The organism is Paracoccus marinus (genome assembly GCF_007018965.1).
GTDB lineage: Bacteria > Pseudomonadota > Alphaproteobacteria > Rhodobacterales > Rhodobacteraceae > Paracoccus > Paracoccus marinus.
Window position 1 is genome coordinate 173,050 of sequence record NZ_VJYZ01000005.1, and the last position, 26,733, is coordinate 199,782.

The following is a 26,733-nucleotide window of genomic DNA, read 5'->3' on the forward strand; positions in this document are numbered from 1 at the left end:
GCCAGCCGCGCGCGGGCTTGCGCGTTGGGGGCGGTCGGGATCGGGCGGGTCCGGGTCATGGCCGCACTATAACGCAGCGTCAAAGGATGGGAAGAGGGTGCGCGCCGCCCGGCTCAGCGCGGAAACTCGATCTTCGGGCACTTGTCCTGCACGACGGTCTTGCCCGCCGCCTCGGCCTTGGCCGCCGCGCCGGGGTGCATGACGCCGATCTGCATCCAGACGGTCTTGAGGTTCGGCAGCACCTCGAGCGCCTCGTCCACGATTGCGGGAACCGCGTCCGACTGGCGGAAGATGTCGATCATGTCCACCGCGTCCCGTTCGGGGATGTCCGACAGCGAGGCATGGACCGTCTCGCCCAGGATCTGCCTGCCGGCATGGCCCGGGTTCACCGGCACGATCCGGTGCCCGCGCGCCTGAAGGAAGCGGGCGACGCCGAAGCTCGGCCGTTCGGGCTTGGGCGAAAGCCCCACGACCGCGATGACCCGGGTTTCGGCGGCGATGCGGTCGATGTCGGTCTGGGTCGTCATGGGGCACCCTTCTGAATGGCGGCGGATGAAAAAAGCCCGGCACTGACGAGCAGGCCGGGCGTTAGTCGCGGAACGAGGGACAGTGATCCGAACAAGACCGTTCCGTGGTCATGTTCACGAGATAAATGCGCCCGGGCGCCCTTTGGTTCCAGACCTGTCACCGCGATGTGACGGGGCGTGAAAATCGCGCGAGGGGGCTTTACGAGAACTCAGCGGCGTGCGTTGCGGGCGGCGGCCAGCACGCCGTCGGGATCGGCCAGCAGCTCGTCCCGCAGCGCCTCGGACGAGGACAGATAGACCCGTCCGCCGATCATCACCGCAAGTTCGGGACGACCCTGCACCCGCGATCCGGCGGCCAGCGCCGCAGGGCACAGCCCGTCGAAGCCGGGCGCATAGCGGCGGGGATCGGCCTCGAACGCGGCGCGGTTGATGTCGGACACGAACAGCCACGCATGGCCGTGCCAGGCCGTCATCATGTCGGGACGGCCGGGCACTGAGCGGCCGGTGACGTACAGCTCCACCGTATCCATGCCGCCCACGGCCACGTCCTGCGCGGATGCCGGTGCGGAACCAAGCGCGCCCACGGCAAGCGCGGCCGCGATGGCGAGCGGCACGATGCGGGGCAGGGATCTGGAAAGAAGCGTGGCGGGTGCGGTCATGGCCCGGATGTGCCACCGGGCCCCGGAAATCTCAACCACGGCGGCGCCCTACACGCGCGCATGTGAACGGGATCGCGGCAGGCGCGCCTACCCGGCCTGCCGGACGGCATACAGCGCGACCGCCGCCGCGTTCGACACGTTCAGCGACCCGAAGTCCGCCGCGAACGGGATCCGGGCCACGTGGTCGCAGGTCTCGATCGTCTTGTCGCGCAGGCCCGGCCCCTCGGCGCCAAGGACGATGCAGACCGGCCGGGTGCCCAGCGTCGCCAGCAACTCGGGCAGCGCCTGCTCGCCCGTGCCGTCAAGCGCGATCAGGACGTAGCCCAGCCCCTTCAGCTGGACGAGGGTGTCGGCCAGGTTGGTGATCCGCAGATAGGGCTGGCGCTCCAGCGCGCCCGAGGCGGTCTTGGCCAGCGCGCCGGTTTCGGGCGCGGCGTGGCGGGCCGGGGCGATCACGGCCTGCGCGCCGAATACCTCGGCCGACCGCAGGATCGCACCCACGTTATGCGGGTCGGTCACCCGGTCCAGCGCCACCACCAGCGGCCGCAGGCCGGGCGGGGCCGCAAGCACCACGTCCTCGACCTTGCCCCAGCCGAGCGGCTTGACCTCGAGCGCGGCGCCCTGGTGAACGCTTTCGCCCGCCAGCGGCACGACCTTGTCGAAGCTGCGCGCGTCCACGATCTCGGGTTCCATGCCGGATGTGCCCACGATGCTGCCGAGCCGGTCGGCGGCGTTGCGGGTCAGGACCAGCCGCAGCCGCTCACGCGCGGGGTTCGCCAGCGCGTCGCGCACGGCATGAAGACCGAACAGCCACACCGTCTCGGCCGCCGACGCGCGGCGGGCGCGCTCCTTGTCGATGACCCAGGTCGGCTTCTTGGTGCGCGACCGGTCGGGCGCGTCGCCGCGCGGTCGGGTCGCGTCGCGCGGGCGGGCGGGGCGGTTCGGGGTGTCGTTATCCTGCATGCGGCCTTCCTGCGCGCGCACGGGGTCGGACGCAAGGGGCACGCACGGACCGCCGCGCGCGAGGCGGGGCTGGGCGCGGCAGCGGGCGAGCAGACGGAACGCGGAAATCCTGCTTGACCGGCCCCGGCCGCGCGGCTAATCACCCCCGGCGTCGGGCGACGTGCTGCAAGGTGCGGCAGCGGACTGTAACTCCGCCGGGGAGACCCATGCCTGGTTCGATTCCAGGGTCGCCCACCATCCTTCGTGTTGGTGCCGAGTCGGAAACCCACCTCGTGCGCGGCCCCGCGCCGATGCCAGAGGTTCAGATGACCGATCGCGACAAACCTCTCGACCCTGCGCGCAAGCCATCTTCGACGACCCTACCCGCTGACGCGGCAAGCGAGGACAAGGCCGCCGTCCGTGCCGCCCGGCAAGCCGCGAACAAGGCCGAGCGCGCGGCGCGCCAGGCCGAGAACAAGGCCGCGCGTGCCGAGACCGCGGAGGGCGGGCGGCGGGCCGCGACGGCGCGAAAGGGAAACGGGCCCGCCCGCCGACCTGCAAAGTCCGACAAACCCGCGCAAGCAAGGAAAGCCGCCCCCGGCGCGACCCCCTTCAACATCCTCGCCATCGGCCAGTCCGGTCGGCTGGAACGCGAAGCCGCGCTGCTGGCCGCGAGCCTGCGCCGCAATGCGCCGGGCTTCACCGGCCGGCTGATCGTGGCGGAACCGCAACCGACCGGCGCGTGGGAAACCCGCGACGTCCGAATGTCACCCGTAGGCCGCGAGGCGCTGACCGCGCTCGGCGCCGAGATCGTGCCGCTGCACGCGCGCGAGTTCGGGCGCGCCTATCCGCAAGGCAACAAGATCGAGGCGCTGGCGCTTCTGCCCGCGGGCGAGCCGTTCCTGTTTCTGGACAGCGACACCCTGGTCACCGGCGCGCTCGACCAGGTGCCGTTCGATTTCTCCCGTCCCACCGCGTCGATGCGCCGCGAGGGGACCTGGCCCGAACCGCCCCTGTATGGCCCCGGCTACGGGGCGATCTGGCAGTCGCTCTACGAACGCTTCGGCCTCGACTTCCCGTCCTCGCTCGACCCCGTCCAGCCCGACGAGCATTGGGAACGCTATCTCTACTTCAACGCCGGCTGGTTCTGCGGCGCCGATCCGGCTGCCTTTGGCCGGCGCTACCTCGACTGGTCGCGCGAGGTCAGGAACGATCCCGGCGAGGCGCTGGCGACGCAGGAGCTTGACCCGTGGCTCGACCAGGTGGTGCTGCCGCTGATCATCCACAGCCTGGGCGGCGGCCGTCCCGGGCCGGACCTCGCCGGCATGGACGGCGACGTGACCTGGCATTACCGCAAGCTGCCGCTGCTTTACGCCTCGGGCCCCGACCGCGCGGTCGAGACGGTCGAGGCGCTGGCGTCGATGCCGGAACTGAACGCGGTGATGGACGGCTGGGACGCCTGGCAGCAGCTGGTGGTCGCGGGGAACGGCCGCAGGCTGGCGCGGCCGCTGTTCGACCGCGCGCGGCTGCCGCGGCGCGAGCAGGCGATCCGGCAGACCCTCAAGGCGAACGCCTTGTGGCTTGACTGATCGCGCGCCGCTTGCCGGACGGTCCCGCGATCCCGTAAACGGACCCTGACCCGAAGGGAGCCCCGATGCGCCGCGCCACGATCACCCGCAAGACGAACGAGACCGACATAGCCGTCACGCTGGACCTCGACGGGACGGGGGCGGCCACGATCCGCACCGGCATCGGCTTCTTCGACCACATGCTGGACCAGCTTTCGCGCCACGCGCTGATCGACATGCAGATTTCGGCTGCGGGCGACCTGCATATCGACGACCATCACACGGTCGAGGATTGCGGCATCGCGCTGGGGAAGGCGCTGGCGCAAGCATTGGGCGACAAGGCGGGCATCCGGCGCTACGGCAGCTTTCACCTGGCGATGGACGATGCGCTGGTGCGGGTCGCGCTCGACCTGTCGGGGCGGCCCTACCTGTGCTGGAACCTGCCGTTCGCGGCACCCAAGATCGGCAGCTTCGACACCGAGCTGGTGCGCGAGTTCTTCCAGGCGGTGTCGGTACACGCGGGCATCACCCTGCACGTGGACCTGATCAGGGGCGAGAACGCCCACCACATCGCCGAGGCCGTGTTCAAGGCGCTGGCCCGCGCGCTGCGCGAGGCGGTCGAGCCCGACCCGCGGATGGAGGGGCGGCTGCCGTCCACCAAGGGCGCGCTCTGATGCGGCTGGTGCTGATCGACTACGGCAGCGGCAACCTTCATTCGGCGGAAAAGGCGTTTGCGCTGATGGGGCGCTATGCGGGCGTGGCGTCGGTCGAGGTGACGGCCGACCCGGATGCGGTCGCGCGCGCCGACCGGATCGTGCTGCCCGGCGACGGCGCGTTTCCGGCATGCCGCGCGGCGTTCGACGCCCGGGACGGCCTGCGGGAGGCGCTGGACGAGGCGGTCGGGCGGCGCGGGGTGCCGTTCATGGGGATCTGCGTCGGCATGCAGATGCTGGCGGACCGTGGCCACGAACACACGGTCACGCCGGGCCTCGGCTGGATCGGCGGAGAGATCCAGGCGATCGCGCCCGAAGACGCGTCGCTGAAGGTGCCGCACATGGGCTGGAACGACCTGACGCTGCGGCAGGCCCACCCGGTCCTCGATGGTCTGGCGACCGGCGATCACGCCTATTTCGTGCATGGCTGGCAGTTCGTGCCGTCGGACCCGGCGACACTGCTGGCGTCGGTCGATTACGGCGGGACGGTGACGGCGGTGGTCGGGCGCGACAACATCGTGGGCACCCAGTTCCATCCCGAGAAGTCGCAGCAGGTCGGGCTGCGGATCATCCGAAACTTCCTGGACTGGCGGCCCTGAGGGGGTTTCGCCGAACCTGCGGCGGCTTCCGGCTTCCCACGATCTACGCAGACGACCGGCCCCTTTCGGGACCGGCCGCCATCTGGTGAAGGTTCAGCACGGGTTCGCCGGCTTGCCGGTCCTGCGCCGATGCGCGGCCCGCCCGGGCTTAGCCAAGCTTCAAGAACCTGCCGCATTCGCCGGCGGCGCGACCTCAGGCCGCGCGACCGGTGCGCCGCGCTTCGGGCACAGCGTTCCGCGCGTGGACGGGCAGGTCGCTGGTGCGGAAGGCATCCATCATCTGGCCCAGATCCTCGACCTGCGACGACAGCGCGCCGGCCGCCGCCGCGTATTGTTCCGACATCGACAGGTTCGCCTGGTTCACCCGGTCCAGCTGCGACAGCGCCTCGGACACCTCGCGCACGCCATGCGACTGTTCGGTGGTCGCATGCGCGATGCCGGTGATGTTCTGCACGACGCCGCCCACCGCCAGCTGGATCTGGTCGAGCGAGGTGCCCGCGTCGCGCACCAGCTTCACCCCCGCCTTCACCTCGGTTTCGCTTTTCCCGATCAGGTCGGCGATGTTCTGGGATGCCTTGGCCGATTGCTGGGCGAGGTTGCGGACCTCGTTCGCGACCACGGCGAAGCCGCGCCCGACCTCGCCCGCGCGCGCCGCCTCGACCGCGGCGTTGATCGACAGAAGGTTGGTCTGGAACGCGAAGCCTTCGATCACGCGGGTGAATTCGCCCATGCGCTTGGTGTGCTCGTCGATCCGTTCGATCGCGGCGATGGCCTGCGCCACCACGTCGGCCCCCTTCAGGACGACCTGCAGCGCGTCGCGGGCGGCGGCGTCCGCCTCGCGCGCGGACTGGCTTGTCATCGAGATGTTGCCCGAGATCTGGTCCACTGCCGCCGCAGTCTGTTCCATCGACGCGGCCTGCCCCTCGCCCCGGCGCGCCAGCTCGCCCGCGGCCAGTGCGATCGCCTCGGCCTCGGTGTTCATGGCGTTGGTGCGGCTGCGGACCTCGGTCACCAGCTCGCGCAGCGCCGACATCATGGTGTTGAAATTGGCGCGCACCTGCACGAACTCGCCGCCCGCGTTCTGGCCCAGGTTGTAGGTCAGGTCGCCGCTGGCCAGCGCGGCCAGCCCCTCGACCAGGTCGTCCACCGCCACCCGGCGGGCCGTCACGTCGAGCGCCAGCTTGATCACCGACACCACGCGGCCCTTGTCGTCGGTCACCGGCGCGTAGCTGCCGTTGATCCAGACCGGCGATCCGTCGTGGCGGGCGCGCTTGAATTCGCCCGTGCGGCTGTTGCCGAGCGCCAGCTGGGCCCAGAACTCCATCGACTGTTCCAGGTTCATCTCGGTCGCGGGGATGAACATGCGGTGGTGGCGCCCCGCGCATTCCTCGAGCCGGTAGCCCAGCAGCGACAGGAAGTTGTCGTTGGCGTGCAGGATCTCGCCGCGCGGGGTGAACTCGATCAGCGCCTGCGCGCGGTCGAGCGCGTTCAGCTTCGCTCGCGCCACCTGCGCCTCGGACCGCGACGCGGTGATGTCGATGCCGCACATGACGATCTGCGTCACCGCGCCGTCGGCGCCCCGGACGGGCGTGTGCATGGCGCTGATCCAGAACGGGCTGCCGTTCCGGGCGACGCGGCGGTATTCGCCCACCATCGTCTCGCCCGAGCGCAGCCGTTCCCAGAAGTCGGCGATCCCGCCCGCCGCCGCGTCGTCGGGGTCAAGCAGGACCGAATGCGGACGCCCGACCAGTTCCTCGCGGGCAAAGCCGCACAGCGCGAGCGCGCGGGGGTTCGCGGCGAGGATCCGGCCCTCGGCCGAATAGATCACCACGCATTGCGAGGCGTCGATGGCGGCCAGCGTCTGGCTGGCGTCGGTATGGGTGAAGGTGGTTCCGGTCATGCGACGCCCCTTGTGCTGCCGATGTGCTGCATTGCCCGACAATTATGCGCGGCGGGCTTAAGGGCGGGTTAGCGGCGGGCTGCAGGCGGCGACCGGGGCGCGGAAACTGCCTAAAATGCGACCGACCGGCTGTTCAGCCGTCCTTCGGCGGATCGCCGAAGCGGCCCAGCATCCGGTCGCGGATCTGGTCGCGGGTGACGCGGTAGGCGGCCAGCTTCGCCTGCCGCCCCTCGGCCGCGCCAGACGGGTCGGTGATCGGCCAGTATTCGACCGCCACGTGGGCGTTCGTGGTCAGGTCCAGCGCCTGCTGCTCGCTTGCGGGGCTCAGCGCGACGATCAGGTCGAACTGGCCCAGGTCGTCGCCGAACTCGCGCATGTCCGAAAAGCTGCGCGAGCGGTGGCGCGACAGCTCCACCCCCAGTTCGTTGCAGACCGCGACCGCGAAGCCGTCGATCTCCATGTCGTTGCGGACCCCCGCCGACTGGACATAGGCGCGCCTGCCGTAGAACTTCTTCATCAACCCCTCGGCCATCGGCGAACGGATGGCGTTGTGATCGCAGCAGAACAGCACCGAGCTGGGAAAGCTGCCCGGCATGTCAGTCGGGGATCAGCGCGCAGACGAGCGTGAACAGCCGCCGCGCCGTGTCGATGTCGATGTTGGCCTTGCCGTCCAGGCGTTCCATCAGCGTGCGCGCCCCTTCGTTGTGGATGCCGCGCCGGGCCATGTCGATCGCCTCGATCTGGGCGGTGGGCAGCTTGCGGACCGCCTCGAAGTAGCTGGAACAGATCTGCGAGTAATCCTTTACCGCCTGCCGGAACGGCCCCATCGCCAGGTGGAACTCGGCCACCGGGTCGCCGCCCTGCGTCGCGATGTCGAAGACGAGCCGCCGGTCGCGCACGGCAAGACTGAGCGCGTAGGGGCCGGGCCGCGCCGCCACCCCCTCGCGTCCCGGCAGGGTGAAGCTGTTGTCCTCGAGCAGGTCGAAGATCGCGACGCGGCGTTCCTGTTCCATCTCGATCGTCGCGGTGGGCAGGGCGCTGTCGTCAAGGTCGATGCGGATCAGCCGCGTCATGGGGTCTGCCCTTCGTTGAGGCTGTCGAGCCGGGCCTGGATGGACCCTGCATGCGCCCCCAGCCCCTCGGCCAGCGCCAGCGTAACGGCGGCGGGGCCGATCGCGGCGAGCGCGCCGGGGGTCAGGCGCGACAGCGTGGTGCGCTTCATGAAGTCGATGACCGACAGGCCCGACGAGAAGCGGGCCGAACGTGCCGTCGGCAGCACGTGGTTGGGGCCGCTGACGTAGTCGCCCGCGGCTTCGGGCGTCCAGCCGCCCATGAAGATGGCCCCGGCGTGGCGGCAGCGCGCGGCCAGCGCCTCGGGGTCGGTCACGCACAGCTCCAGATGCTCGGGGGCGATCCGGTCGCTGAGCGCCGCCGCCTCGGCGAGGTCGCGGGTGACGATGATGGCGCCGTGGTCGCGCCAGCTTGCGCCCGCGATGGCCGCGCGGGGCAGGGTGGGCACCAGCCTGTCGACGGCGCGCGACACGGCGCGGGCAAGGTCCGCGCCCGGCGTGACCAGGATCGACTGCGCGTCGGCGTCGTGTTCGGCCTGGGCCAGCAGGTCGAGCGCCAGCCAGTCGGGGTTCTGCGGCCCCTCGGCAATCACCAGCACCTCGGACGGGCCCGCGATCATGTCGATGCCCACGCGGCCAAAAACGCGGGCCTTGGCGGCGGCGACATAGGCGTTGCCGGGCCCGGTGATCTTGTCCACCGGCGCGATGCTGGCGGTGCCCCAGGCCATCGCGGCGATCGCCTGCGCGCCGCCGATCCGGTAAACCTCGTCCACGCCGGCGATCTTGCAGGCGCGCATGACCAGCGGGTTCACCATGCCGCCCGGCGTGGGCACGCAGACGACGAGCCGCGCGACCCCCGCGACCCGCGCAGGGATCGCGTTCATCAGGACCGACGAGGGATAGCTCGCCTGCCCGCCCGGCACGTAAAGCCCGGCGGCCGAGACCGGGGTCCAGCGCCAGCCGAGTTCGGCGCCTGCGGCATCGGTCCAGCGTTCGTCGCGGGGCAGCTGGCGTTCGTGATAGGCGCGGATGCGTTCGGCCGCGAGGTCCAGCGCCGCCGCATCGGCGGGCGAAACCCGGGCCGCCGCCGCGTCGATATCGTCCGTCGAAAAGCGCAGCTCGCCCGGCGAAAGCGTCACCCGGTCGAAGCGCGCGGTCAGGTCAACCAGCGCCGCGTCGCCGCGTGCGCGCACGTCGTCGATGATGTCCGAAACCGCCGCGCCCACGTCGGCCGCATCCTCGCGCTTGGCCGCCAGCAGCGCCGCGAAGCGCCGCTCGAAATCGGTGTCGGTCGTCGAGAATATCACCGGCATTCGGTGCGGCCTTTCCTGCGTTGCGCCCCTGTTAGCCGCTGGCCGGCCGGCCCTCAAGCGGGGCCGGGCTTGGAACCTTCGCGGACGCTTGCGGGTTGTAAGGACGAGCAACAACCGAAAGGAGTGCCGCCATGAACTGGGATGTCATCAAGGGCAAGTGGGACCAGGTCAAGGGTTCGGTCAAGGAACAGTGGGGCGATCTCACCGACGACGAGATCGCGCAGACCGAAGGCGATGCCGACAAGCTGTCGGGCAAGCTTCAGGAAAAATACGGCTGGGCCAAGACCGAGGCCGACGAGAAGATGAACGAGTTCGTTCGCAAGCACGGCTGACCGGGCTACACGATTCCCAAGCGAAAGGGCGCCACTTCGGCGCCCTTTCTGCGTTTTGCGATGCCGTCATCTGTCCGGCCCGGGTCACGCCGCGTTGCGGCGGTTCCAGCGCAGCGACGACCACAGAGACAGGCCGATCACGAAGGCACCGCCCAAGCCCGTCACGACCTCGGGAATGTGCCACATGCTTTGCGCGAACATGACGACCGACAGGATCAGGATCGACCAGAACGCGCCGTGTTCGAGATAACGGAACTCGGCCAGCGTCCCGCGCTCGACCAGCATCACGGTCATCGAGCGGACATACATCGCGCCGATCCCCAGCCCGATCGCGATCAGGAACAGGTTCTGCGTCAGCGCGAACGCACCGATCACCCCGTCAAAGCTGAACGACGCGTCCAGCACCTCGAGATACAGGAACGCACCGAGTCCCGCCTTGCCGGCGGTGGCGGCGGTCGCCTGTCCCCAGCGGTCGAGGATGTGGCCGAGCGCGTCCACCGCGAGATAGGTCACGATCCCCCAGATCGCCGCGAACATGAAGCGGCGCTCTTCCTCGACCGGCAGCAGGATCGTGAACAGCAGGACGAACAGCAGGACGAACCCGACCTCCATCCCGCGCACGGCGCCGACCTTGCGCAGCTGGCGCTCGATCCCGGCGATCCAGTCCACCTCTTTCGACTGGTCAAAGAAGTAGTTCAGCCCGACCAGCATCAGGAACGATCCGCCGAAGGCGGCGATGGGCAGGTGCGCCTCGCCGATCAGTTCGGCGTAGCGTGCGGGATCGGTCGCGGCGAGCTGGATCGCGGCCCACGGCCCGATCTTGGCGGCGATCACCACGATCATCAGCGGGAACACGATCCGCATCCCGAACACGGCGATGACGATGCCCCAGGTCAGGAAGCGGTGCTGCCATTCGGGGGTCATCGTCTTGAGCTTGTTGGCGTTGACGATGGCGTTGTCGAACGACAGCGAGATTTCCAGCACCGCCAGCACCGCGCCGATCAGGAAGAACGACAGCGTCCCGCTGATCGTGCCCGAGAACTCCCACCCCAGGAAGGCGGCGAGCACAAGGCCCACGACCGTCACGATCAAGGGCCACTTCATGTATCGCAAGGTGGACTGCATGCCGGATCGCTTTCGTTCAGGTCGCTGGATGTGTCGGGGTGCAGATAGGCTCCGCGCGGGCTGACGGCAACCCGAAGGCTGGCCGGCGGCTTGGCCAGCGGTCAGGCCCGCAGGTGAACGGCCGGGCCGTCACAGCCACTTCATCAGCCGCGCGAGGATCCAGGTGCCCGCGGCCGAGGCGACCATCAGCCCGAGCGCCCAGACGAAGCCGTATCTCCAGTGAAGTTCCGGCATGTGGTCGAAGTTCATGCCGTAGATGCTCGCGATCAGCGTCGGCGGCAGGAACAACGCGGTCACCACCGACAGGATCCGCATCGTGCTGTTCTGAGCCAGGTTGATCATGCCCATCGTGGCGTCCACGATCAGCTGGACCCGCGTCGACAGGAAGTCGGCATGCACCTCGAGCGACTGGATGTCGCGCATGATCGCCTTGGAGTTCTGGCGCAGCGGCGTGCCCTTGTGGCCCGGATGCCCGGCCATCATCAGGTTGTGGAACGCAAGCACCCGGCCAAGGCTCAGAAGCCCCAGCCGCACCCGCGACATCACCTCGGCCTGCGCGCCGGTGCGCTGGAGCGCGCGTTCAAGCTGCGCGGACCGGCGCTGGCTGGTCGGGCTGAACACGTCGGCCGACACCTCCTCCAAAGCGTATCCCGCGCCCTCGGACATGTCGGCGAGATAGGCCACGATGTCGTCCACCAGCCCCAGGAACACCCCATCCGGGCAATCGGGGTCGGTCGGCGCCAGACCTGCGCGCGGCGGGTAGGTGTAGAACGGGCGCGGCGCGTGATGGCGCACGGTGACAAGGCGGTCGGGCGTAAGGATAAAGGTGACCGGCATCGCCGTCGACTTGCCGTCGGGCAGTTGCCCCGGCAGCACCGCGGTCATGTACGAGACGTCGCCCTGCCGGTAGATCCGGTTGGACATCTCGATCTCTTCCATGTCCGCGAGGGTCGGGACCTTGACGTCCAGCGCCTCAACGAGCGCCACCTGGGAATCGAGCGGGCGGTACAGGTCGATCCAGATCGCGCGGTCCAGCGGCTCGTTCACGGCAAGGGGGCCGAGGCTCGAGCCGAAGGTCTTGTGCGCGTAAAGCATCTGGGTCCGTGATCCTGAAGCTGCGATAAAGGTTTGCGGACCCGCCGCCGGGGTCCGGGCGCAGCGAACGACCTTGTGCGACGGCCGTCAAGCGCGACGGCGATCGGACGGGCCTTAGGCCGCTGTCCCGCGCCGGCCGGTGCGCCGCAATTGGGGGCGTCAGTGCGCCTCGGCGCGTTTGCCGGTCACGGCGCCGATCAGCGGGCCGATCACGTATTTCGCGACCGGGATCAGCGCCAGACCCAGCACCACCCCCGCCACGCCGTCGAAAAACGCCGTGACGCCCCAGCGCACGATGCCCGCCAGCTTGCCCGGCACGGCGTGGGACGCTTCTTCGGCCCAATGGTGGATCTGGTCGTACATGCCGCCGTATCCGAGGTCCGCGAGCCCATGCAGGACGATGTTGCCGCCCACCCACAGCATCGCCGCGGTGCCGACCACCGTCAGCGTGGACATGAAACCGGGCATGATCTTCACGATCCGCTTGCCCGCACGGCTCAGAAGTCCGGTGCGGGTCCGGGCCAGGGACAGCCCGTAGTCGTCGGCCTTCACGATCAGCGCCACGGCCCCGTAGACCGCCACGGTGATCCCCACCGCGACCGCGGCAAGCACCAGCGCCTCCATCCAGATGGGCTGGTGGGCGGGAATGGTGGCCAGCGCGATGGTCATGATTTCGGCCGACAGGATGAAGTCCGTCTTGATCGCGCCCTTGACCTTTGCTTCCTCGAGATGGGCCGGATCGCCCCCGGATTCCGCCTCGTCGTCGGCCGCATGGTCGCCGGGCGAAATGGCGTGCCACAGCTTCTCGGCACCCTCGAAGCACAGATAGGCCCCGCCGAGCATCAGCAGCGGCGAGATGGCCCAAGGGGCGAACACGCTCAGCAGCAGGGCCACGGGCAGCAGGATGACGATCTTGTTGAAGATCGACCCGCGCGCGATCTTAAGGACGATCGGCACCTCGCGGTCGGCATCGAAGCCGTGGACGTATTTGGGCGTGACGGCGGCGTCGTCGATGACCGCGCCCGCCGCCTTGAGCCCCGCCTTGGCCGACATGCCCGCCACATCGTCGATCGACGAGGCCGCAACCTTGGCGATCCCCGCCACGTCGTCGAGCAGCGCAATCAGTCCGGCCATGTCGTCGGTCCCCGTCGTTTCGCGGCGCGGCGCGCGCAGCCTGTGTTCAACCCGCGTGTTTCATGTCGTCTTTCACGTCCGCGGGGCAACGCGCAAGCGGTCCGATCGTTCAACCCGTACCTTTTCGCACCCACAAACGGGATCGGACCCGCACCACCGGTGCGGGTCCGCCCAAGGGCAAGGCCGGCCCCCACCACAAAGGCCGGCCCGCCCAACTCGGATCGCGTGGCTTACATCTTGGGCATAAGCACCGTGTCGATGACGTGGATCACGCCGTTCGACTGTTCGACGTCCGGGATCGTGACCGTGGCCATGGTGCCGTTCTCGTCGGTCAGCATCAGCTCGTTGTTGGCGCCGATCGACGCGGTAAGCGTGCAGCCGCCCACGGTCTTGACCGGGTGCTTGCCGCCGTCGTCCATGATCATCTTGCCGATCGCGGGCGAATGGGCGTCCACGGCCACGACGTGGCAGGTCAGGATCTGCGCCAGCTTGTCCTTGTTTTCAGGCTTCAGCAGGTCGTCCACGGCCGCCTTCGGCAGCTTGGCGAACGCGGCGTTGGTCGGGGCAAAGACGGTGAACGGGCCTTCGCCGCTCAGCGTCTCGGCAAGGCCCGCGGCCTGCACGGCGGCGACCAGCGTCGTGTGGTCGGCCGAGTTCATGGCGTTCTCGACGATGTTCTTGTCGGCGAACATCTCGGCGCCGCCGACCATGGTGTTCTGCGCCGTGACCGGCGTGGCGAGGGCCAGGAAACCGGCGGCAAGGGCAGCTTTGCTCAGGAAAGTCATGTCATGCTCCTCCAGGATGCGGGCCGCTGTTGCGCCCGATGCCCCAAGACACGGAGGAAACCGGCGAGAGTTTCAGCCCCGCCGGAAAAACGACATCACAGGGTCGTGAGGGGTGCGGTCGCCAGCACCGGTCCGGTCGGCTGGCCGGTGGGCGAGCCGCCGCGCGGTTCGGACGACAGCGCGATCGTCACCCCCTGGGCGTCGGCGGCGTGGGCGGCGACGTCGCGCGGCAGCGGCAGCGTGACGGTTCCGTCATGCGGGGCGAGCCCCAGCGAGACCGGGGCCGCGTCGGGCGATATCCACCACACCTCAAGGTCGCCGTCGGCAGGCGCCGGCCCTTCGGCAAGCGTCACTTCGACGGCGCCCGCGTCGGTGTCAAATGCCGTCGTGATCCTCAGGCCGCGATCGGGCACCGACAGTTCCGCGATCCGGTCCGCCTGCTGGGTCATGAGCGCCGGGGCGATCACAAGCGCCGCCACCGCAACCGCAGCTGCCGTCAGCGCGGCCGCCAGCCAGCCGCGCAATCCAAGCCCGCGGCGGGCGGGCGCAGCGAACAGCCGGGCGTCCAGCCGTTTCTTGACGGTGTAGTGCGGCGGCACCTGCGGCAGGTCGGCGGCGAGCCGAGCCAGCCGTTCCTGCCAGGCGCGGACCTCGGCGGCAAAGACGGGCTCGGCCCGCATCCGCACGGCGGCCGCCGCCGACTCTTGGGCATCGAGCAGCCCCAGCGCGTATTCGACCGCCTGCGCGCCCGCCTCGTCAAAGGCGGGATCGTCGGGTTCGGTCGCGGGACCTGGCGTGGTGTCGTCGCTCATCTGTCCACGCAGTCCTTCAGCCGCATCAGGCTGCGCCGCAGCCACGTCCGGACGGTGTTCAGCGGCACGCCCTGCGCCTGCGCCATGTCGGCGTAGCTCATCCCTTCCAGGTAGACGCCGCGCACGGCCGTCGCCCGGTCCTCATCCAGCTCGTCCAGGCATTCCAGCAGGTGCTGCTGCTGTTCGGCGCGGATCGCGTGCGTCTCGCCGTCGGGCACCGGGGTGGGCAGGTCCACGGCATCCTCGGGCACCGCCGCGACCCCCTTGCGGGCACGCAGCCGGTCGATGGCGCGGTTGCGGGCGACCGTGATCAGCCACGTCATGGGCGACAGGCCGTTGACGGTATAGCGGCCGGCCGCGCGCCAGATGCTGACATAGACGTCCTGCAGCGCCTCTTCGGCCTCGACCCGGTCCTTCAGGACCGACAGGCAGATCGCGTAAAGCCGCCCCGAGGTGGCGGCGTACAGCGCGTCGAAGGCGGCGCGGTCACCCAGCGCCACCTGCGCGATCATGGTCTCGACGTGCGATCGGCGCGCCTGCGTCGTCGTGGTCATGTCCATCCCCGCGGCGGGCGACCCTTGCATGCGGGTCCCGAATACTTCATCAAACCCCGGTTAACGGAACATGGGACGTGCGGCAATGCTGGATCAGAACGCGAAACCGACCGAGGACATCAACGTTCGCGACGTGTTCGGCATTGACAGCGAGATGAAGGTGCGCGGCTTTGCCGAGCGGACCGAGCGCGTGCCGGACATCGACCCGACCTACAAGTTCGATCCCGACACCACGCTCGCCATCCTGGCGGGCTTCGCCTATAACCGCCGGGTGATGATCCAGGGCTATCACGGCACGGGCAAGTCCACCCATATCGAGCAGGTTGCCGCGCGCCTGAACTGGCCCGCCGTCCGCGTGAACCTCGACAGCCACGTGAGCCGGATCGACCTGATCGGCAAGGACGCGATCAAGCTGGTCGAGGGCAAGCAGGTCACAGTGTTCCACGAGGGCATTCTGCCCTGGGCGCTGCGCAACCCGACCGCGATCGTCTTCGACGAATACGACGCGGGTCGCGCCGACGTGATGTTCGTAATCCAGCGCGTGCTTGAGGCCGAGGGCAAGCTGACCCTTCTGGACCAGAACGAGGTCATCGCGCCCAACCCCTATTTCCGCTTGTTCGCGACCGCGAACACGGTGGGCCTTGGCGACACGACAGGGCTTTACCACGGCACCCAGCAGATCAACCAGGGTCAGATGGACCGCTGGAACCTGGTGGCGACGCTGAACTACCTCAGCCACGATGCAGAAACCGCGATCGTGCTGGCGAAGGTGCCGCAGATGAACACCGACAAGGGCCGCAAGATCGTGGCACAGATGGTGACGCTGGCCGACCTGACGCGGACGGCCTTCATGCAAGGCGACCTGTCCACGGTGATGAGCCCGCGGACGGTGATCTCGTGGGCGCAGAACAGCCGCATCTTCGACAACGTGGGCTACGCGTTCCGGCTGACCTTCCTGAACAAGTGCGACGAGCTGGAGCGGCAGACGGTGGCCGAGTTCTACCAGCGCCTGTTCGACGAGGAACTGCCGGAAAGCGCGGTGGCGAAGGCGGGGTGATCCGATGACGGTGCCGCTTCCCGAACCCGAGATGCGGCACCCGGAGCGGTTGGCCGAGGTCATTGCGCTCGTGACCGAGATCGTCGACCTTCTGGACGTGCCCGCAGATGCGAGCGTGCAGATCGCGCGGCTGAACGCGCTGACGGACCGGGACGACCTGACCGAAGAGGACCTTGTCGAGCTTTATGCCGCGGAAGATGGCGAGGACTTCGCCGCCCGCATCCTGATGCCCACGAACATCCCCACCGGGCTCGACCGGGCGCAGCTTGTCCATGTGGCGCAGCGCATCATCGAGGAGGTGGCGGAAGATCAGGCCAAGCTGCACTACTGGCTCAAGGTGTGGCACCGAAACGAGCCCTCGGGGAAGAGTTCGGACCTGTTCTTCTGGAAACAAGATTGGGCGGAACGTGTCGGCGAGCCACTCGACACCTTTGAGCCGACAGCGGAAGATATCGTCAAAGAGGCTTTCCGGATTGCAGCGGAATTGAAGGGCGGCAGCTAGACGCCCCTGATCCGCCGTCTTCGCTCACACCCGCCTGTCCAGCGCCAGCAGCCGCATCAGGGCCGCGTTCCGCTGCCGCGCCAGTTCCTCGACGTCGCGCCCGCCGGTCTCCTCTGCCACGCCCTCGACCAGCACCCGTGCCGTCTCGTCGTCCAGCGTCGCGTCGCCCAGGTCCGCCCACCAGCTTTCCACCGCGGGGCCCAGGTTCTTCACGAACCCCTCCATCCCGCCCGCGCCGCCGCCCAGGTGGAACGTCAAATGCGGGCCCATCAGCGCCCAGCGGATACCGACGGCCCCGGTCAGCGCGCGGTCGATGTCGGCGACCGAGGCCACGCCCTCGCGCGCCAGAAACACCGCCTCGCGCCACAGCGCCGCCTGCAGGCGGTTCGCGACATGGCCGGTGATCTCGCGGTTCAGGCGGATCGGCTGCTTGCCCAGCCGCTCGTAGAACGCGACCGCCGCAAGAATCGCGTCGTCGGACGTGCGCTCGCCGCCCACGATTTCGACCAGCGGGATCAGGTGGGGCGGGTTGAACGGGTGGCCGACGACCAGCCGGCCGGGATGCGTCATGTCCTGCTGCATGGCGGTGGGTTTCAGGCCCGAGGTCGAGGACAGGATCAGCGCATCGGGCGCGAGGGTGGTTTCGAGCCGGGCGAGCAGGTCGCGCTTGACCTCGATCCGCTCGGGCGCGTTTTCCTGCACCGCCTGCGCGCCGCGCGCGGCCTCTGCCGGATCGGCGTGGAAGGTCAGCCGTTCCAGCGCGCTTTCGACCGGCCCCTTTGCGACGCCCAGCGCGGCAAGGTCGCCCCAGTTCGCGGCCACCTGCGCGCGCAGCCGGGCCTCGGCGCCCTCTGCCGGGTCGCTGGCGGCCACGTCGTGCCCGGCGGCGAGGAACAGCGCGGCCCAGCTGGCGCCGATGGTGCCGGTGCCGATCACCGCGATCCGGGCGTCGTCGTCGATCCGCATGTCCGTTCCTTTCGTTGACCGTCTCAGCGCGAGGCGAAGTCCATCAAGGCGCGGAACAACTCGGGCGGCAAGGCCTGCGGATCGGTGATCGTGATCGTCGTGCCCGGCGGCAGGGCGGCGGGGTCGGTAGGGGCGGCGGGCTGCGGCGTTGCGGGACCGCCCGCGCCCCGCGCGGTGCGGGCGTCAAGCGACTGGATCGTCGCGGATAGCGACGGCATCCGGGCATCCGGCGCAACCGTTGTTCCGCCTGCGACCACCGCGCCCTGTTCGTCCAGCGCCTTTTCCTGCGCGGCGGCGATGCGCGTGTCCAGCTCGGCCGAGGATTGCCGCTGCAGCTGACGCAACTGTTCGTTCAACTGCGCCTGCACCTGTTCCTGCATCCGCGCGGTCGATTGCGCGAGCTGCGATCCGATCGCATCGACCCCGTCGGCGTAGCCCTTGCGGTAGGCGTCCTTGACGCCCGCGACGCAGACCGGTGCCGCCGCGTCCAGCACCGGGCCGGACGCCGCCGGTTGCGCCGCGGCCGGCGCTACTGCGGCAATGAGGATTGACAGGGTCATCGCGCGGGCAGGGATCATCGGCGTCTCCGGGGCTGGCGTGCCGTCCAACGGCCGGGGGACGGCGGGGTTCCGCCCCCGCAGCCACTCGACTTCGTCGCGCGCATGCGGGACAAGGATGCATGCCAGCCGCCCGCGCGCCCCTTTGCCCCAGAGGCCGACCCGCACGCCGACCCGCACGCCGCCTGCCCGGAACCATCACGACCGCCGCATGAAAAAGACCGACAACCCCGCCGATCCGTTCAAGAAGGCCCTGTCCGAGGCGACGCGCGCCCTGGCCGAGCAGCACGAGCTGAACGTCACCTTCACCGCCGACCCCTCGGGCGTGGCGGGCGACACGATGCGCCTGCCGCAGGTCAGCCGCCGCATGACCCGCGACGAGGTGCTGATGGCGCGGGGCACCGCCGATGCGCTGGCGATGAAGGTCCGCCATCACGACCCGGCGACGCATCTGCGCTACACCCCCGCGGGCCCTGTCGCGCGCGAACTGTACGAGGCGATGGAAACCGCCCGCTGCGAGGCGCTTGGCGCCCGCGACATGCCGGGCGCGCTGTCCAACATCGACGCCAGGATCGGGGCCGAGGCCGAGCGCAAGGGCTACGGGCAGATCCGGCAGGCCTCGGACGCGCCGTTGTCGGTTGCGGCCGGGCTGCTGGTCCGGCAGGCGGCGACCGGCCGCCGGTTGCCGGCGGCGGCGCAGCACGTGGCCGACCTGTGGCGCCCCTTCGTCGAGGAACAGGCGGGCGGCAACCTTGACCGCGCGGCGACCGCGCTGGCCGACCAGGCGGCGTTTGCCCGCATCGCCCGGCAGATGATCGCCGACCTCGGCTATGCCGACCAGCTGGGCGACGACCCCGACGACGCGCAGGACGAAGGCGACGAGAGCGCCGAGCAGGAGGACGACGAGTCCGGCCAGAACCCGCCCCAGCAGGAAGAGGAAGGCGAGGACGCCGAGGCGAGCCCCGAGCGCACGCAGGAACAGACGCAGGAAGAACGTCAGGCCCAGGTCAGCATGGACGACCAGGCCGACGACGAACTGTCCGAAGAGTCCGAGATGTCGGACAGCGAGATGCCGCCCGAGCTGCCGCCGCAGGTCAGCGAGGCGAGCAGCGAGTACCGCGTCTACACGCAGCTTCACGACGAGGAAATCGCGGCCGAGGATCTTGCCGACGCGGCCGAGCTGGAGCGCCTGCGCGCCTATCTCGACAAGCAGCTCGACCCACTCCGCGGCGCGGTCTCGCGGCTTGCCAACAAGCTGCAGCGCCGGCTTCAGGCGCAGCAGAACCGCAGCTGGGAGTTCGACAAGGAAGAGGGCGTGCTGGACGCGGGCCGCCTTGCCCGCGTGGTCGCGAACCGGACGACGCCGCTCAGCTTCAAGGTCGAGAAGGACACCGAGTTCCGCGACACCGTGGTCACGCTGCTGATCGACAACTCGGGCTCGATGCGCGGGCGGCCGATCTCCATCGCCGCGATCTGCGCCGACGTTCTGGCGCGGACGCTGGAACGCTGCTCGGTCAAGGTCGAGATCCTGGGCTTCACGACCCGCGCGTGGAAGGGCGGGCAGTCGCGCGAGGAATGGCTGAAGGCGGGCAGGCCGGCCGCGCCGGGGCGCCTGAACGACCTGCGGCACATCATCTACAAGAACGCCGACGCGCCGTGGCGGCGGGTGCGCCCCAACCTCGGCCTGATGATGAAGGAAGGGCTGCTCAAGGAAAACATCGACGGCGAGGCGCTGGAATGGGCGCATCGGCGGATGGTCCGGCGGTCCGAGGCGCGCAAGATCCTGATGGTCATTTCCGACGGCGCGCCGGTCGATGACAGCACGCTGTCGGTGAACCCGGCGAACTATCTTGAAAAGCACCTGCGCGACGTGATCGCGATGGTGGAACGCCGCCGCCAGGTCGAGCTGATCGCGATCGGCATCGGCCATGACGTGACCCGCTATTACGAGCGCGCGGTCACGATCACCGACGCCGAGCAGCTTGCCGGCGCGATCACCGAACAGCTTGCGGCGCTGTTCGAAAGCGATCCGAGGAAGCGCGCGCGCGCCTTCGGCAACCAGGCCCGCAGGGCGGCACGATAGAACTTGGGGCGCGGATGATGATCACACGGCGCGGCGTGGTTTCCGGGGGCGTGACCTCGGGCCTGATGATTTTGGCGACGGGCGGGTGCAACCTGACGCGCGCCCGCGCGTCCGACCCGCCGCCGCCCGACACGCCGACCGGCGATCCCCTGGGCGAGATCCCGGGATATGGCCCGCTGATCCGCAGCTTCGGCGACACGGCGCAGCCGATGCCGCGCGACGAGCCGTTGACCCGCGCCGTCTACGACCGCGCGGCGTCGCGCCAGCGGCTCGACCTTCTGGCGATTTCCGGCGGCGGCGACGACGGCGCCTATGGCGCGGGGTTCCTGAACGGCTGGTCGAAACTGGGCACCCGGCCCGAGTTCGACGCCGTGACCGGCATCTCGACCGGGGCGCTGATCGCGCCGATGGCGTTCCTCGGCAGCGCCTATGACGGCTACCTGCGCGATTTCTACACCCGGACCGAGGCCGAGGACATCTACCGTCTCAAGATCGCGAGCCTGCTGACCGGCGGGATCGCCGCCGCCGATCCAGGTCCGCTGGCCCGGCGGATCGAGCAGGTGATATCGCCCGAACTGGTGGCGCGGATCGCCGAGGAACGGCGCAAGGGGCGGCTGCTGCTGATCGGAACCACCAACCTCGACGCGCAGCGGCTCGTCATCTGGGACATCGGGCGGATCGCGGCGTCGGGCAGGCCCGACCGCGTGGCGCTGATCCGGCGCGTGATCCTCGCCTCGGCCGCGATCCCCGGCGTGTTCCCCCCGGTCACCTTCGACGCGGTGCGGAACGGGACGGGGTTCAAGGAAATACACGTCGATGGCGGCGTGACGCGCGGCGTCTTCGCCTATCCGGGCAATCTGGATGTGCCGCCGCGGGCGGGGGCGCGCAACATGTGGGTGATCCGCAACGCCAAGCTGGGGCCCGAGTGGGAGGCGACGAGTTCGACCGCCATCGGGATCGCGCGGCGCTCGCTCAGCACCGTGCTGAAGGCGCAGTCGCGCGGCGATATCGCCGAGATCCAGGCGGTCGCGCAGGCGGGTGACTTCGACCTGCACCTGACCGCCGTGCCGCCGAACTTTCCGCTGCGCTACGAACGCCCGTTCGAGCCGCGCTACATGCGGACACTGTTTGCGACCGGCGAGGCGGCGGGCCTTTCGGGCCGCGCCTGGGGGACGATGGCCGAACTGACGGGGGTGGGGGAATGACCGGAAACGAAGCGGCCGCGCCGGGCTGGCAGGACTTTACCGCCACAGGCGACCCGGCCACGGCCGCCCCGCGGATCGCGGCGCTGCGGGCGGTGATGGCCGAACAGGACCTTGATGCCGTGATCGTGCCCCGCGCCGACGCGTTCCAGGGCGAATACGTGACCGACCGCGACGCCCGGCTGCGCTGGCTCACCGGGTTTTCGGGCAGCGCGGGCTTCGCCATCGTCACCGCCGACCGCGCCGGGCTGTTCATCGACGGCCGTTACCGGGTGCAGGTCCGGGCCGAGACCGACGCCGCTGTCCTCACCCCGGTGCCCTGGCCCGAGACCGCGCCGGCGGACTGGCTGCTCGAGGCGCTGCCGGGCGGCGGCCGGGTCGGGTTCGACCCGTGGCTTCACACCCGAAGCGAAATCGAGGGGCTGCAGAAACGTCTGTCCACCGCCTCGATCGCTCTTGTCCCGATCGAGAACCCGGTGGACGCGATCTGGCACGATCGGCCCGAGCCGTCGGGCGGCCCGGTCCGCATCCACCCCTCCGACCTTGCCGGCGCCACGCCGCAGGAACGCCGCGCGCGGATCGCGGCCGAGCTTGTGGGGCAAGGCCAGCGCGCCGCCGTGCTGACCCAGCCGGATTCCATCGCCTGGCTGCTCAACATCCGCGGCGCGGACGTGCCGCGCTACCCCGCCGTGCAGGCCTTTGCGATCCTGGGCGACGACGGCCATGTCGCGCTGTTCGCCGATCCCGCGCGCTTCGACCCCGACCTGCGCGCGCATCTGGGCAACGAGGTGTCCGTCCTGCCGATGGGCGGGCTTGCCCCGGCGCTGCTGGGGCTTGAGGGGCCGGTCCGCATCGACCCGCAGACCGCGCCCGACAAGCTGTTCCGGCTGATCGAGGGGGCGGGCATCGGGATCGCCGCCGCCGACGATCCGGTCGCTCTGCCCAAGGCCGTCAAGACCGCGGCCGAACTGTCGGGGATGCGGGCCGCGCATCTGCGCGATGCCGCGGCCGTCGTGCGCTGCCTCGCCTGGATCGACGCGCAGGAGCCGGGCAGCTTTTCCGAGATCGACGTGGTGCGCCAGCTGGAACGCTGCCGCGAAGGGGCGGGGGCGCGCGATCTCAGCTTCGACACGATCTGCGGGTCCGGCCCGAACGGCGCCATCGTCCATTACCACGTCACCGAAAAGACCAACCGCACCGTCGCGCCGGGCGAGCTGCTGCTGCTCGATTCGGGCGGGCAGTATGCCGACGGCACCACCGACGTCACCCGCACGATGCCCGTCGGACCGGTGGCGCGCGACGCCCGCGACCCCTATACCCGCGTGCTGGCCGGGATGATCGCGCTGAGCCGCCTGCGCTTTCCGAAAGGGTTCTCCGGGCGCGACATCGACCCGGTCGCCCGCGCGCCGCTGTGGCAGGCGGGGCTGGACTACGACCACGGGACCGGCCACGGGGTCGGGGCGGCGCTTGGCGTCCATGAGGGGCCTGCGCGGATCGCGCGGCGGTCCGAGGTGCCGATCGCGGCAGGCATGATCTTCTCGAACGAGCCCGGCTACTACCGCGAGGGCGCGTTCGGCATCCGCATCGAGAACCTGATCGCCGTCGAGGATGCCGAAAGCCCTGACGGGCGCGCGATGCTCGGGTTCGAGACGCTGACGCTGGTCCCCATCGACACCCGGCTCGTCGATCTGGACGCGGGCATCCTGTCGGCCGGCGACATCGCCTGGCTCGACGCCTATCACGCCCGTGTCAGGGCCGAACTGTCGCCGCTGCTCGACGGCGGCGATCTTGACTGGCTCGTGTCCGCGACCCGGCCGCTTGCGGCCCGCGCGCCCGCCTGAACCCGGAACTGTCCCGCCATGCCGATCCCTGCCGCCGCCCTTGACGCGCTTCGCGACGTTCTCGGCCCCCGCCTGTCCACCACCGATGCCGACCGCGACGCGCATGCGGGGTCCGAAACCTTCCACCGCGCGCCGCCGCCCGACGCGGTCGCCTGGCCGCTCAGCACCGCCGAGGTGTCGGCCGTCCTGAAGATCTGCAACGAACATCTGGTCCCCGTCGTGGGCTGGGGGGCCGGCACGTCGCTGGAGGGGCACGCGCTGGCGGTCCGCGGCGGCCTGACGCTGGACCTGACCCGGATGAACCGGGTGATCGAGGTGCGTGCGGGCGACATGTTGGCGATCGTCGAGCCTGGCGTCACGCGCGAGGACCTGAACCGCGAGCTTCGCGCGACCGGGCTGATGTTCCCGATCGACCCCGGCGCCAACGCGACCCTGGGCGGCATGGCCGCGACCCGCGCCAGCGGCACCACCGCCGTCCGCTACGGCACGATGCGTCCGAACGTCCTTGCGCTCGAGGTCGTGCTGGCCGACGGCCGCGTGATCCGCACCGGCAGCCGCGCGGCCAAGGCCAGCAACGGCTACGACCTGACCGGCCTCATCGTCGGCTCCGAGGGTACGCTCGGCATCATCACCGAGCTGACGCTGAAGCTGCACGGCCAGCCCGAGGACGTGGCGGCGGGCGTCTGCGCCTTTGCCACGCTCGAGGATGCGGTGGGCTGCGTGGCGATGACCATGCAGGCCGGCATCCCGATGGCCCGAATCGAGTTCATGGACCCGATGGCGATGAAGGCCGTGAACCTTCATCTGGGCAGCGACTATCCGCTGCTGCCGCACCTGATGATCGAGTTCGCGGGCAGCCCCGACGCGGTGCGCGCCAACGCCGCAGCCTTCGGCGAGCTTGCGGCCGAGTTCGCGGGGCAGGGCTTCGCCTGGGCCACCTCGCTCGACGAACGCAACCGGCTTTGGGCCGCGCGTCACGCGAGCTACTGGGCCACGCTGAAGCTGCGGCCCGGCGCCACCGGCGTCGTGACCGACGCCTGCGTGCCGATGACCGAACTGCCGGGGCAGGTGGCCGCGGCCGACGCCGACATGAAGGCCGCGGGCATCATGGGCGACATCGTCGGCCATGTGGGCGACGGCAATTTCCACACCCTGATGCTGGTCGATCCGGGCAACGCAGACGAGATCGCGCAGGCCAAGGCGCTGGCCCGGCGGATGGCGGAACGCGCGCTCGCCGTCGGCGGCACGATCAGCGGCGAACACGGCATCGGCCTGGGCAAGCGCGGCTTGATGGAGGCGGAGCATGGCGATGCCTGGCAGGTCATGGGCGCGATCAAGCGGGCGCTCGACCCCAACGGCATCCTGAACCCCGGCAAGATCGTCCCCGACGCCTGAGCGGGCACCGCCGTCCGTCGCCGCCGGCCTGACGGTTTAGTGATCGCCCGCGTCATCGGTCCCTCATGACGGGACGGCGGCCCTGTGAAACAAAGCTCACAAACAAGCGACCACGAATGAACGAGGGGCGGGGCAGTGAAAAACATCCTGAAGATTGCGGCGATCTTGTCTTTGGCGGTGCTGACGGCGTGCGGCGGCGGGGGCGGCGGCTCGCGCGGCGGCGCGGGTTACGTCGGCGGCACGGTCCCGCAGCTTGGCGACACCGCGCCCCATGTCTGGACCAGCGGCCACCCCTACAACCACGAGGTCCACGGGGTCGACGTCTCGCGTTATCAGGGCGGCGTGGACTGGAACCGGGCGCGCCAGGCGGGCATCAGCTTCGCCTTCATCAAGGCGACCGAGGGCGGCGATCACGCCGATCCGATGTTCCGTACCTACTGGGAACAGACCCGCGCGGCGGGCATCCCGCGCAGCGGCTATCACTTCTATTACTTCTGCCGGTCGGGGGCGGAACAGGCGGCGTGGTACATTGCGAACGTTCCGCGGGAACGCGGCGCGCTTCCGCCCGTTGTGGATCTTGAGTGGGTCCACACGTCGCGGACCTGCCGCTACAAGCCGTCACAAGCCGAGATCCATCGTGAAGTCGGAATCTTCATGTCCGTCCTGCAACAGTATTACGGCCAGCGGCCGGTCGTCTACACGACGGTCGACTTCTACCGCGAGGCCAACCTGCGCGCGCTGCCGGCGGAATACTGGCTGCGTTCCGTCGCCGATCACCCGCGCCGTACCTATCCGGGCCAGCGCTGGACGTTCTGGCAGTACACGGGCACGGGCACCGCGCCCGGCTTTGGCGGCAATGTCGATCTCAACGCATTCGCCGGGAACCGCAGACAATGGCAGCAGTGGGTGAACAGCCGCGTGGTTCGCTAATCGCGAAACCGCATGCGAGGCTGATATGGGAGTTCGTGGCGCTGTTCGTTGCGGCGCCGATTGCGATCGCGGTGTTCGTGAACCCCGTCTACATGTTCGCAACGCTGTCGGCCTTCTGCCTGCTGTCGGTGTTCCTGATCCGGCTGACCGGGGACTATCACTGGAAAAGCCTCGTCTCGGGCTGGGGCGAGGTGCGCTGGGGCCGGATGGCGGTGTTCTGCGTGTTCGTGGCGGTTGCGGCATTTCTCGTCATGGCCGCGACGAAGCCCGGCTTCATGCCCAACGTCTCGCCCGAGCGGCTGAGGCTCCTGGCGCTGCTCTGGGTGCTTTACCCGCTCCTGTCGGCTTTGCCGCAGGAGGTGATCTTCCGCGTCCTCTTCTTTCACCGCTACGGCGCCCTGTTCGGGTCCGAGCGGAGCGCACGGCTGACCAACGCCGCGATCTTCTCGCTCGCGCACATGATGTACTGGTCGCCGGTGGTGGCGGTGATGACCTTCGTGGGCGGCTGGATCTTCGCCGACGTCTACATGAAGCGCGGCTTCCCGGCGGCGTGGCTGATCCACGGGCTGGCGGGCAACATCCTGTTCACCATGGGGATGGGCGAGTTCTTCTGGTCGGGCAACGTGGTCCGGCCGTTCTAGCCGACCAGCCGCATCGTCAGCAGGTAAAGACCGAAGGTCAGCGCGCAGCCCGCGCCGAGGCTGGGCCAGAAACCGACGCCCGCGCGCAGCAGGACCGGGATCAGCAGGAACATGGGCAGGGATGGCAGCACATACCACAGCGTCGCCTGCGCGTGATCGGCCAGCCGTGCCGGGTCGCGGGTGTCGTGCCACAGCCAGATCATGCCCAGCACCGACACCAGCGGCAGGGATGCGACCAGCGCCCCCGCTGACGCGTTGTGCCGCGCCGTCTCGGAAGCGAGCGCGATGAGAACCCCGGAAATGGCAGCCTTCAGCAGCAGATAGAGCATGGCGTCTCTTGCGTTTTGCTGTGGCGCCGCCTTGACTTCACGCCTTCAAACCCGTGTATGCACGCCCGGATAAGGATGCACCGGCCGAGGCCGGAAAGGAAG

The 26,733-nt window shown here is 69.6% G+C and carries 28 protein-coding genes and 1 tRNA gene; 13 read left to right on the forward strand and 16 right to left on the reverse strand.

The features are described from left to right. Positions 1–113: 113 nt before the first annotated feature. The 3 genes from FNF32_RS03435 to rlmB all read right to left on the reverse strand — a co-directional run bounded on the left by FNF32_RS03435 (position 114) and on the right by rlmB (position 2,149). Positions 114–527: a CoA-binding protein gene (locus tag FNF32_RS03435; RefSeq protein WP_131673393.1), complete on the reverse strand. Its 414-nt coding sequence runs from the start codon at positions 525–527 to the stop codon at positions 114–116. A gap of 209 nt (positions 528–736) precedes the next feature. Next, on the reverse strand, positions 737–1,186 hold the full coding sequence (locus tag FNF32_RS03440) for a YHS domain-containing (seleno)protein (RefSeq protein ID WP_143796478.1): 450 nt from the start codon (positions 1,184–1,186) through the stop codon (positions 737–739). A gap of 87 nt (positions 1,187–1,273) precedes the next feature. Next, positions 1,274–2,149, reverse strand: a complete 876-nt coding sequence (rlmB, locus tag FNF32_RS03445) for a 23S rRNA (guanosine(2251)-2'-O)-methyltransferase RlmB (protein ID WP_131673391.1) — start codon at positions 2,147–2,149, stop codon at positions 1,274–1,276. 153 nt (positions 2,150–2,302) lie between these two features. Here rlmB and FNF32_RS03450 point away from each other — a divergent pair. The 4 genes from FNF32_RS03450 to hisH all read left to right on the forward strand — a co-directional run bounded on the left by FNF32_RS03450 (position 2,303) and on the right by hisH (position 5,008). Then, positions 2,303–2,386: transfer RNA gene (locus tag FNF32_RS03450), tRNA-Tyr, on the forward strand. Between the two features lie 68 nt (positions 2,387–2,454). Then, entirely contained in the window at positions 2,455–3,717 is a 1,263-nt protein-coding gene (locus FNF32_RS03455; protein ID WP_246087663.1) for a hypothetical protein, read from the forward strand. Positions 3,718–3,782: 65 nt separating this feature from the next. Then, positions 3,783–4,370, forward strand: a complete 588-nt coding sequence (hisB, locus tag FNF32_RS03460; protein ID WP_131673390.1) for an imidazoleglycerol-phosphate dehydratase HisB — start codon at positions 3,783–3,785, stop codon at positions 4,368–4,370. Next, complete coding sequence (hisH, locus tag FNF32_RS03465; RefSeq protein WP_131673389.1) at positions 4,370–5,008, forward strand: imidazole glycerol phosphate synthase subunit HisH; 639 nt, start codon at positions 4,370–4,372, stop codon at positions 5,006–5,008. Before hisB ends, hisH begins: the two co-directional genes overlap by 1 nt. Before the next feature lie 193 nt (positions 5,009–5,201). On the opposite strand, the gene FNF32_RS03470 is transcribed toward hisH, so the two are convergent. The 4 genes from FNF32_RS03470 to hisD all read right to left on the reverse strand — a co-directional run bounded on the left by FNF32_RS03470 (position 5,202) and on the right by hisD (position 9,291). After that, positions 5,202–6,908, reverse strand: coding sequence for a methyl-accepting chemotaxis protein (locus FNF32_RS03470; protein WP_131673388.1), 1,707 nt, complete (start codon positions 6,906–6,908; stop codon positions 5,202–5,204). Positions 6,909–7,041: 133 nt separating this feature from the next. Then, on the reverse strand, positions 7,042–7,503 hold the full coding sequence (locus FNF32_RS03475; RefSeq protein WP_131673387.1) for an arsenate-mycothiol transferase ArsC: 462 nt from the start codon (positions 7,501–7,503) through the stop codon (positions 7,042–7,044). A 1-nt stretch (position 7,504) separates the two neighbouring features. Then, the gene (locus FNF32_RS03480; protein WP_131673386.1) at positions 7,505–7,981 is read right to left on the reverse strand and encodes a UPF0262 family protein; all 477 of its coding nucleotides are present in this window, start codon (positions 7,979–7,981) and stop codon (positions 7,505–7,507) included. Beyond that, complete coding sequence (gene hisD, locus FNF32_RS03485; protein ID WP_131673385.1) at positions 7,978–9,291, reverse strand: histidinol dehydrogenase; 1,314 nt, start codon at positions 9,289–9,291, stop codon at positions 7,978–7,980. Before hisD ends, FNF32_RS03480 begins: the two co-directional genes overlap by 4 nt. Before the next feature lie 131 nt (positions 9,292–9,422). Between hisD and FNF32_RS03490 the strand changes: the two genes are divergently transcribed. Continuing rightward, the gene (locus tag FNF32_RS03490) at positions 9,423–9,623 is read left to right on the forward strand and encodes a CsbD family protein (protein WP_131673384.1); all 201 of its coding nucleotides are present in this window, start codon (positions 9,423–9,425) and stop codon (positions 9,621–9,623) included. An 84-nt stretch (positions 9,624–9,707) separates the two neighbouring features. Here the strand turns inward: FNF32_RS03490 and FNF32_RS03495 are convergent, their stop codons facing one another. The 6 genes from FNF32_RS03495 to FNF32_RS03520 all read right to left on the reverse strand — a co-directional run bounded on the left by FNF32_RS03495 (position 9,708) and on the right by FNF32_RS03520 (position 15,128). Beyond that, a complete protein-coding gene (locus FNF32_RS03495; protein WP_131673383.1) occupies positions 9,708–10,748 on the reverse strand; it encodes a DUF475 domain-containing protein in 1,041 nt (346 codons plus the stop codon). Between the two features lie 129 nt (positions 10,749–10,877). Then, entirely contained in the window at positions 10,878–11,843 is a 966-nt protein-coding gene (locus FNF32_RS03500) for a magnesium transporter CorA family protein (RefSeq protein ID WP_131673382.1), read from the reverse strand. A 159-nt stretch (positions 11,844–12,002) separates the two neighbouring features. Next, positions 12,003–12,977 (reverse strand): DUF808 domain-containing protein, encoded by a 975-nt coding sequence (locus FNF32_RS03505; protein ID WP_131673381.1) that lies wholly within the window; start codon positions 12,975–12,977, stop codon positions 12,003–12,005. Between the two features lie 230 nt (positions 12,978–13,207). Continuing rightward, positions 13,208–13,762, reverse strand: coding sequence for a fasciclin domain-containing protein (locus FNF32_RS03510; protein ID WP_131673380.1), 555 nt, complete (start codon positions 13,760–13,762; stop codon positions 13,208–13,210). 95 nt (positions 13,763–13,857) lie between these two features. Beyond that, positions 13,858–14,574 (reverse strand): anti-sigma factor, encoded by a 717-nt coding sequence (locus FNF32_RS03515; protein ID WP_131673379.1) that lies wholly within the window; start codon positions 14,572–14,574, stop codon positions 13,858–13,860. Next, positions 14,571–15,128: a sigma-70 family RNA polymerase sigma factor gene (locus FNF32_RS03520; protein WP_131673409.1), complete on the reverse strand. Its 558-nt coding sequence runs from the start codon at positions 15,126–15,128 to the stop codon at positions 14,571–14,573. The genes FNF32_RS03515 and FNF32_RS03520 overlap by 4 nt, the downstream gene beginning before the upstream one ends. A gap of 85 nt (positions 15,129–15,213) precedes the next feature. Between FNF32_RS03520 and cobS the strand changes: the two genes are divergently transcribed. Together cobS and FNF32_RS03530 are read left to right on the forward strand one after the other, a co-directional pair. Continuing rightward, entirely contained in the window at positions 15,214–16,185 is a 972-nt protein-coding gene (cobS, locus tag FNF32_RS03525; protein ID WP_131673378.1) for a cobaltochelatase subunit CobS, read from the forward strand. 4 nt (positions 16,186–16,189) lie between these two features. After that, on the forward strand, positions 16,190–16,687 hold the full coding sequence (locus tag FNF32_RS03530) for a hypothetical protein (RefSeq protein ID WP_131673377.1): 498 nt from the start codon (positions 16,190–16,192) through the stop codon (positions 16,685–16,687). 24 nt (positions 16,688–16,711) lie between these two features. On the opposite strand, the gene FNF32_RS03535 is transcribed toward FNF32_RS03530, so the two are convergent. Further along, positions 16,712–17,653 (reverse strand): 3-hydroxyacyl-CoA dehydrogenase NAD-binding domain-containing protein, encoded by a 942-nt coding sequence (locus FNF32_RS03535; RefSeq protein ID WP_131673376.1) that lies wholly within the window; start codon positions 17,651–17,653, stop codon positions 16,712–16,714. Positions 17,654–17,676: 23 nt separating this feature from the next. After that, the gene (locus FNF32_RS03540; protein WP_143796479.1) at positions 17,677–18,213 is read right to left on the reverse strand and encodes a hypothetical protein; all 537 of its coding nucleotides are present in this window, start codon (positions 18,211–18,213) and stop codon (positions 17,677–17,679) included. A gap of 208 nt (positions 18,214–18,421) precedes the next feature. Between FNF32_RS03540 and cobT the strand changes: the two genes are divergently transcribed. From cobT to FNF32_RS03570, 6 genes are all read left to right on the forward strand, one after another. Then, positions 18,422–20,293, forward strand: coding sequence for a cobaltochelatase subunit CobT (cobT, locus tag FNF32_RS03545; protein WP_131673374.1), 1,872 nt, complete (start codon positions 18,422–18,424; stop codon positions 20,291–20,293). 14 nt (positions 20,294–20,307) lie between these two features. Then, a complete protein-coding gene (locus FNF32_RS03550) occupies positions 20,308–21,498 on the forward strand; it encodes a patatin-like phospholipase family protein (RefSeq protein ID WP_131673373.1) in 1,191 nt (396 codons plus the stop codon). Continuing rightward, positions 21,495–23,336 carry an aminopeptidase P family protein gene (locus tag FNF32_RS03555; protein ID WP_131673372.1) on the forward strand — a complete coding sequence of 614 codons (1,842 nt, stop codon included), beginning with the start codon at positions 21,495–21,497 and terminating at the stop codon, positions 23,334–23,336. Before FNF32_RS03550 ends, FNF32_RS03555 begins: the two co-directional genes overlap by 4 nt. Before the next feature lie 18 nt (positions 23,337–23,354). Next, complete coding sequence (locus tag FNF32_RS03560) at positions 23,355–24,731, forward strand: FAD-binding oxidoreductase (RefSeq protein ID WP_131673371.1); 1,377 nt, start codon at positions 23,355–23,357, stop codon at positions 24,729–24,731. 135 nt (positions 24,732–24,866) lie between these two features. Then, positions 24,867–25,661 (forward strand): glycoside hydrolase family 25 protein, encoded by a 795-nt coding sequence (locus tag FNF32_RS03565; protein ID WP_246087665.1) that lies wholly within the window; start codon positions 24,867–24,869, stop codon positions 25,659–25,661. A 35-nt stretch (positions 25,662–25,696) separates the two neighbouring features. Then, entirely contained in the window at positions 25,697–26,302 is a 606-nt protein-coding gene (locus tag FNF32_RS03570) for a CPBP family intramembrane glutamic endopeptidase (RefSeq protein WP_185961834.1), read from the forward strand. On the opposite strand, the gene FNF32_RS03575 is transcribed toward FNF32_RS03570, so the two are convergent. Continuing rightward, complete coding sequence (locus FNF32_RS03575; RefSeq protein WP_131673369.1) at positions 26,299–26,631, reverse strand: DUF3147 family protein; 333 nt, start codon at positions 26,629–26,631, stop codon at positions 26,299–26,301. The two genes, FNF32_RS03570 and FNF32_RS03575, sit on opposite strands and share 4 nt — an antisense overlap. Positions 26,632–26,733 lie beyond the last annotated feature (102 nt).

Excerpts from the sequence above, each read along its gene's own strand:
- FNF32_RS03435 (WP_131673393.1), bottom strand. The coding sequence starts at position 527 with ATGACGACCCAGACCGACATCGACCGCATCGCCGCCGAAACCCGGGTC.
- FNF32_RS03440 (WP_143796478.1), bottom strand. The coding sequence starts at position 1,186 with ATGACCGCACCCGCCACGCTTCTTTCCAGATCCCTGCCCCGCATCGTG.
- rlmB (WP_131673391.1), bottom strand. The coding sequence starts at position 2,149 with ATGCAGGATAACGACACCCCGAACCGCCCCGCCCGCCCGCGCGACGCG.
- FNF32_RS03455 (WP_246087663.1), top strand. The coding sequence starts at position 2,455 with ATGACCGATCGCGACAAACCTCTCGACCCTGCGCGCAAGCCATCTTCG.
- hisB (WP_131673390.1), top strand. The coding sequence starts at position 3,783 with ATGCGCCGCGCCACGATCACCCGCAAGACGAACGAGACCGACATAGCC.
- hisH (WP_131673389.1), top strand. The coding sequence starts at position 4,370 with ATGCGGCTGGTGCTGATCGACTACGGCAGCGGCAACCTTCATTCGGCG.
- FNF32_RS03470 (WP_131673388.1), bottom strand. The coding sequence starts at position 6,908 with ATGACCGGAACCACCTTCACCCATACCGACGCCAGCCAGACGCTGGCC.
- FNF32_RS03475 (WP_131673387.1), bottom strand. The coding sequence starts at position 7,503 with ATGCCGGGCAGCTTTCCCAGCTCGGTGCTGTTCTGCTGCGATCACAAC.
- FNF32_RS03480 (WP_131673386.1), bottom strand. The coding sequence starts at position 7,981 with ATGACGCGGCTGATCCGCATCGACCTTGACGACAGCGCCCTGCCCACC.
- hisD (WP_131673385.1), bottom strand. The coding sequence starts at position 9,291 with ATGCCGGTGATATTCTCGACGACCGACACCGATTTCGAGCGGCGCTTC.
- FNF32_RS03490 (WP_131673384.1), top strand. The coding sequence starts at position 9,423 with ATGAACTGGGATGTCATCAAGGGCAAGTGGGACCAGGTCAAGGGTTCG.
- FNF32_RS03495 (WP_131673383.1), bottom strand. The coding sequence starts at position 10,748 with ATGCAGTCCACCTTGCGATACATGAAGTGGCCCTTGATCGTGACGGTC.
- FNF32_RS03500 (WP_131673382.1), bottom strand. The coding sequence starts at position 11,843 with ATGCTTTACGCGCACAAGACCTTCGGCTCGAGCCTCGGCCCCCTTGCC.
- FNF32_RS03505 (WP_131673381.1), bottom strand. The coding sequence starts at position 12,977 with ATGGCCGGACTGATTGCGCTGCTCGACGACGTGGCGGGGATCGCCAAG.
- FNF32_RS03510 (WP_131673380.1), bottom strand. The coding sequence starts at position 13,762 with ATGACTTTCCTGAGCAAAGCTGCCCTTGCCGCCGGTTTCCTGGCCCTC.
- FNF32_RS03515 (WP_131673379.1), bottom strand. The coding sequence starts at position 14,574 with ATGAGCGACGACACCACGCCAGGTCCCGCGACCGAACCCGACGATCCC.
- FNF32_RS03520 (WP_131673409.1), bottom strand. The coding sequence starts at position 15,128 with ATGACCACGACGACGCAGGCGCGCCGATCGCACGTCGAGACCATGATC.
- cobS (WP_131673378.1), top strand. The coding sequence starts at position 15,214 with ATGCTGGATCAGAACGCGAAACCGACCGAGGACATCAACGTTCGCGAC.
- FNF32_RS03530 (WP_131673377.1), top strand. The coding sequence starts at position 16,190 with ATGACGGTGCCGCTTCCCGAACCCGAGATGCGGCACCCGGAGCGGTTG.
- FNF32_RS03535 (WP_131673376.1), bottom strand. The coding sequence starts at position 17,653 with ATGCGGATCGACGACGACGCCCGGATCGCGGTGATCGGCACCGGCACC.
- FNF32_RS03540 (WP_143796479.1), bottom strand. The coding sequence starts at position 18,213 with ATGACCCTGTCAATCCTCATTGCCGCAGTAGCGCCGGCCGCGGCGCAA.
- cobT (WP_131673374.1), top strand. The coding sequence starts at position 18,422 with ATGAAAAAGACCGACAACCCCGCCGATCCGTTCAAGAAGGCCCTGTCC.
- FNF32_RS03550 (WP_131673373.1), top strand. The coding sequence starts at position 20,308 with ATGATGATCACACGGCGCGGCGTGGTTTCCGGGGGCGTGACCTCGGGC.
- FNF32_RS03555 (WP_131673372.1), top strand. The coding sequence starts at position 21,495 with ATGACCGGAAACGAAGCGGCCGCGCCGGGCTGGCAGGACTTTACCGCC.
- FNF32_RS03560 (WP_131673371.1), top strand. The coding sequence starts at position 23,355 with ATGCCGATCCCTGCCGCCGCCCTTGACGCGCTTCGCGACGTTCTCGGC.
- FNF32_RS03575 (WP_131673369.1), bottom strand. The coding sequence starts at position 26,631 with ATGCTCTATCTGCTGCTGAAGGCTGCCATTTCCGGGGTTCTCATCGCG.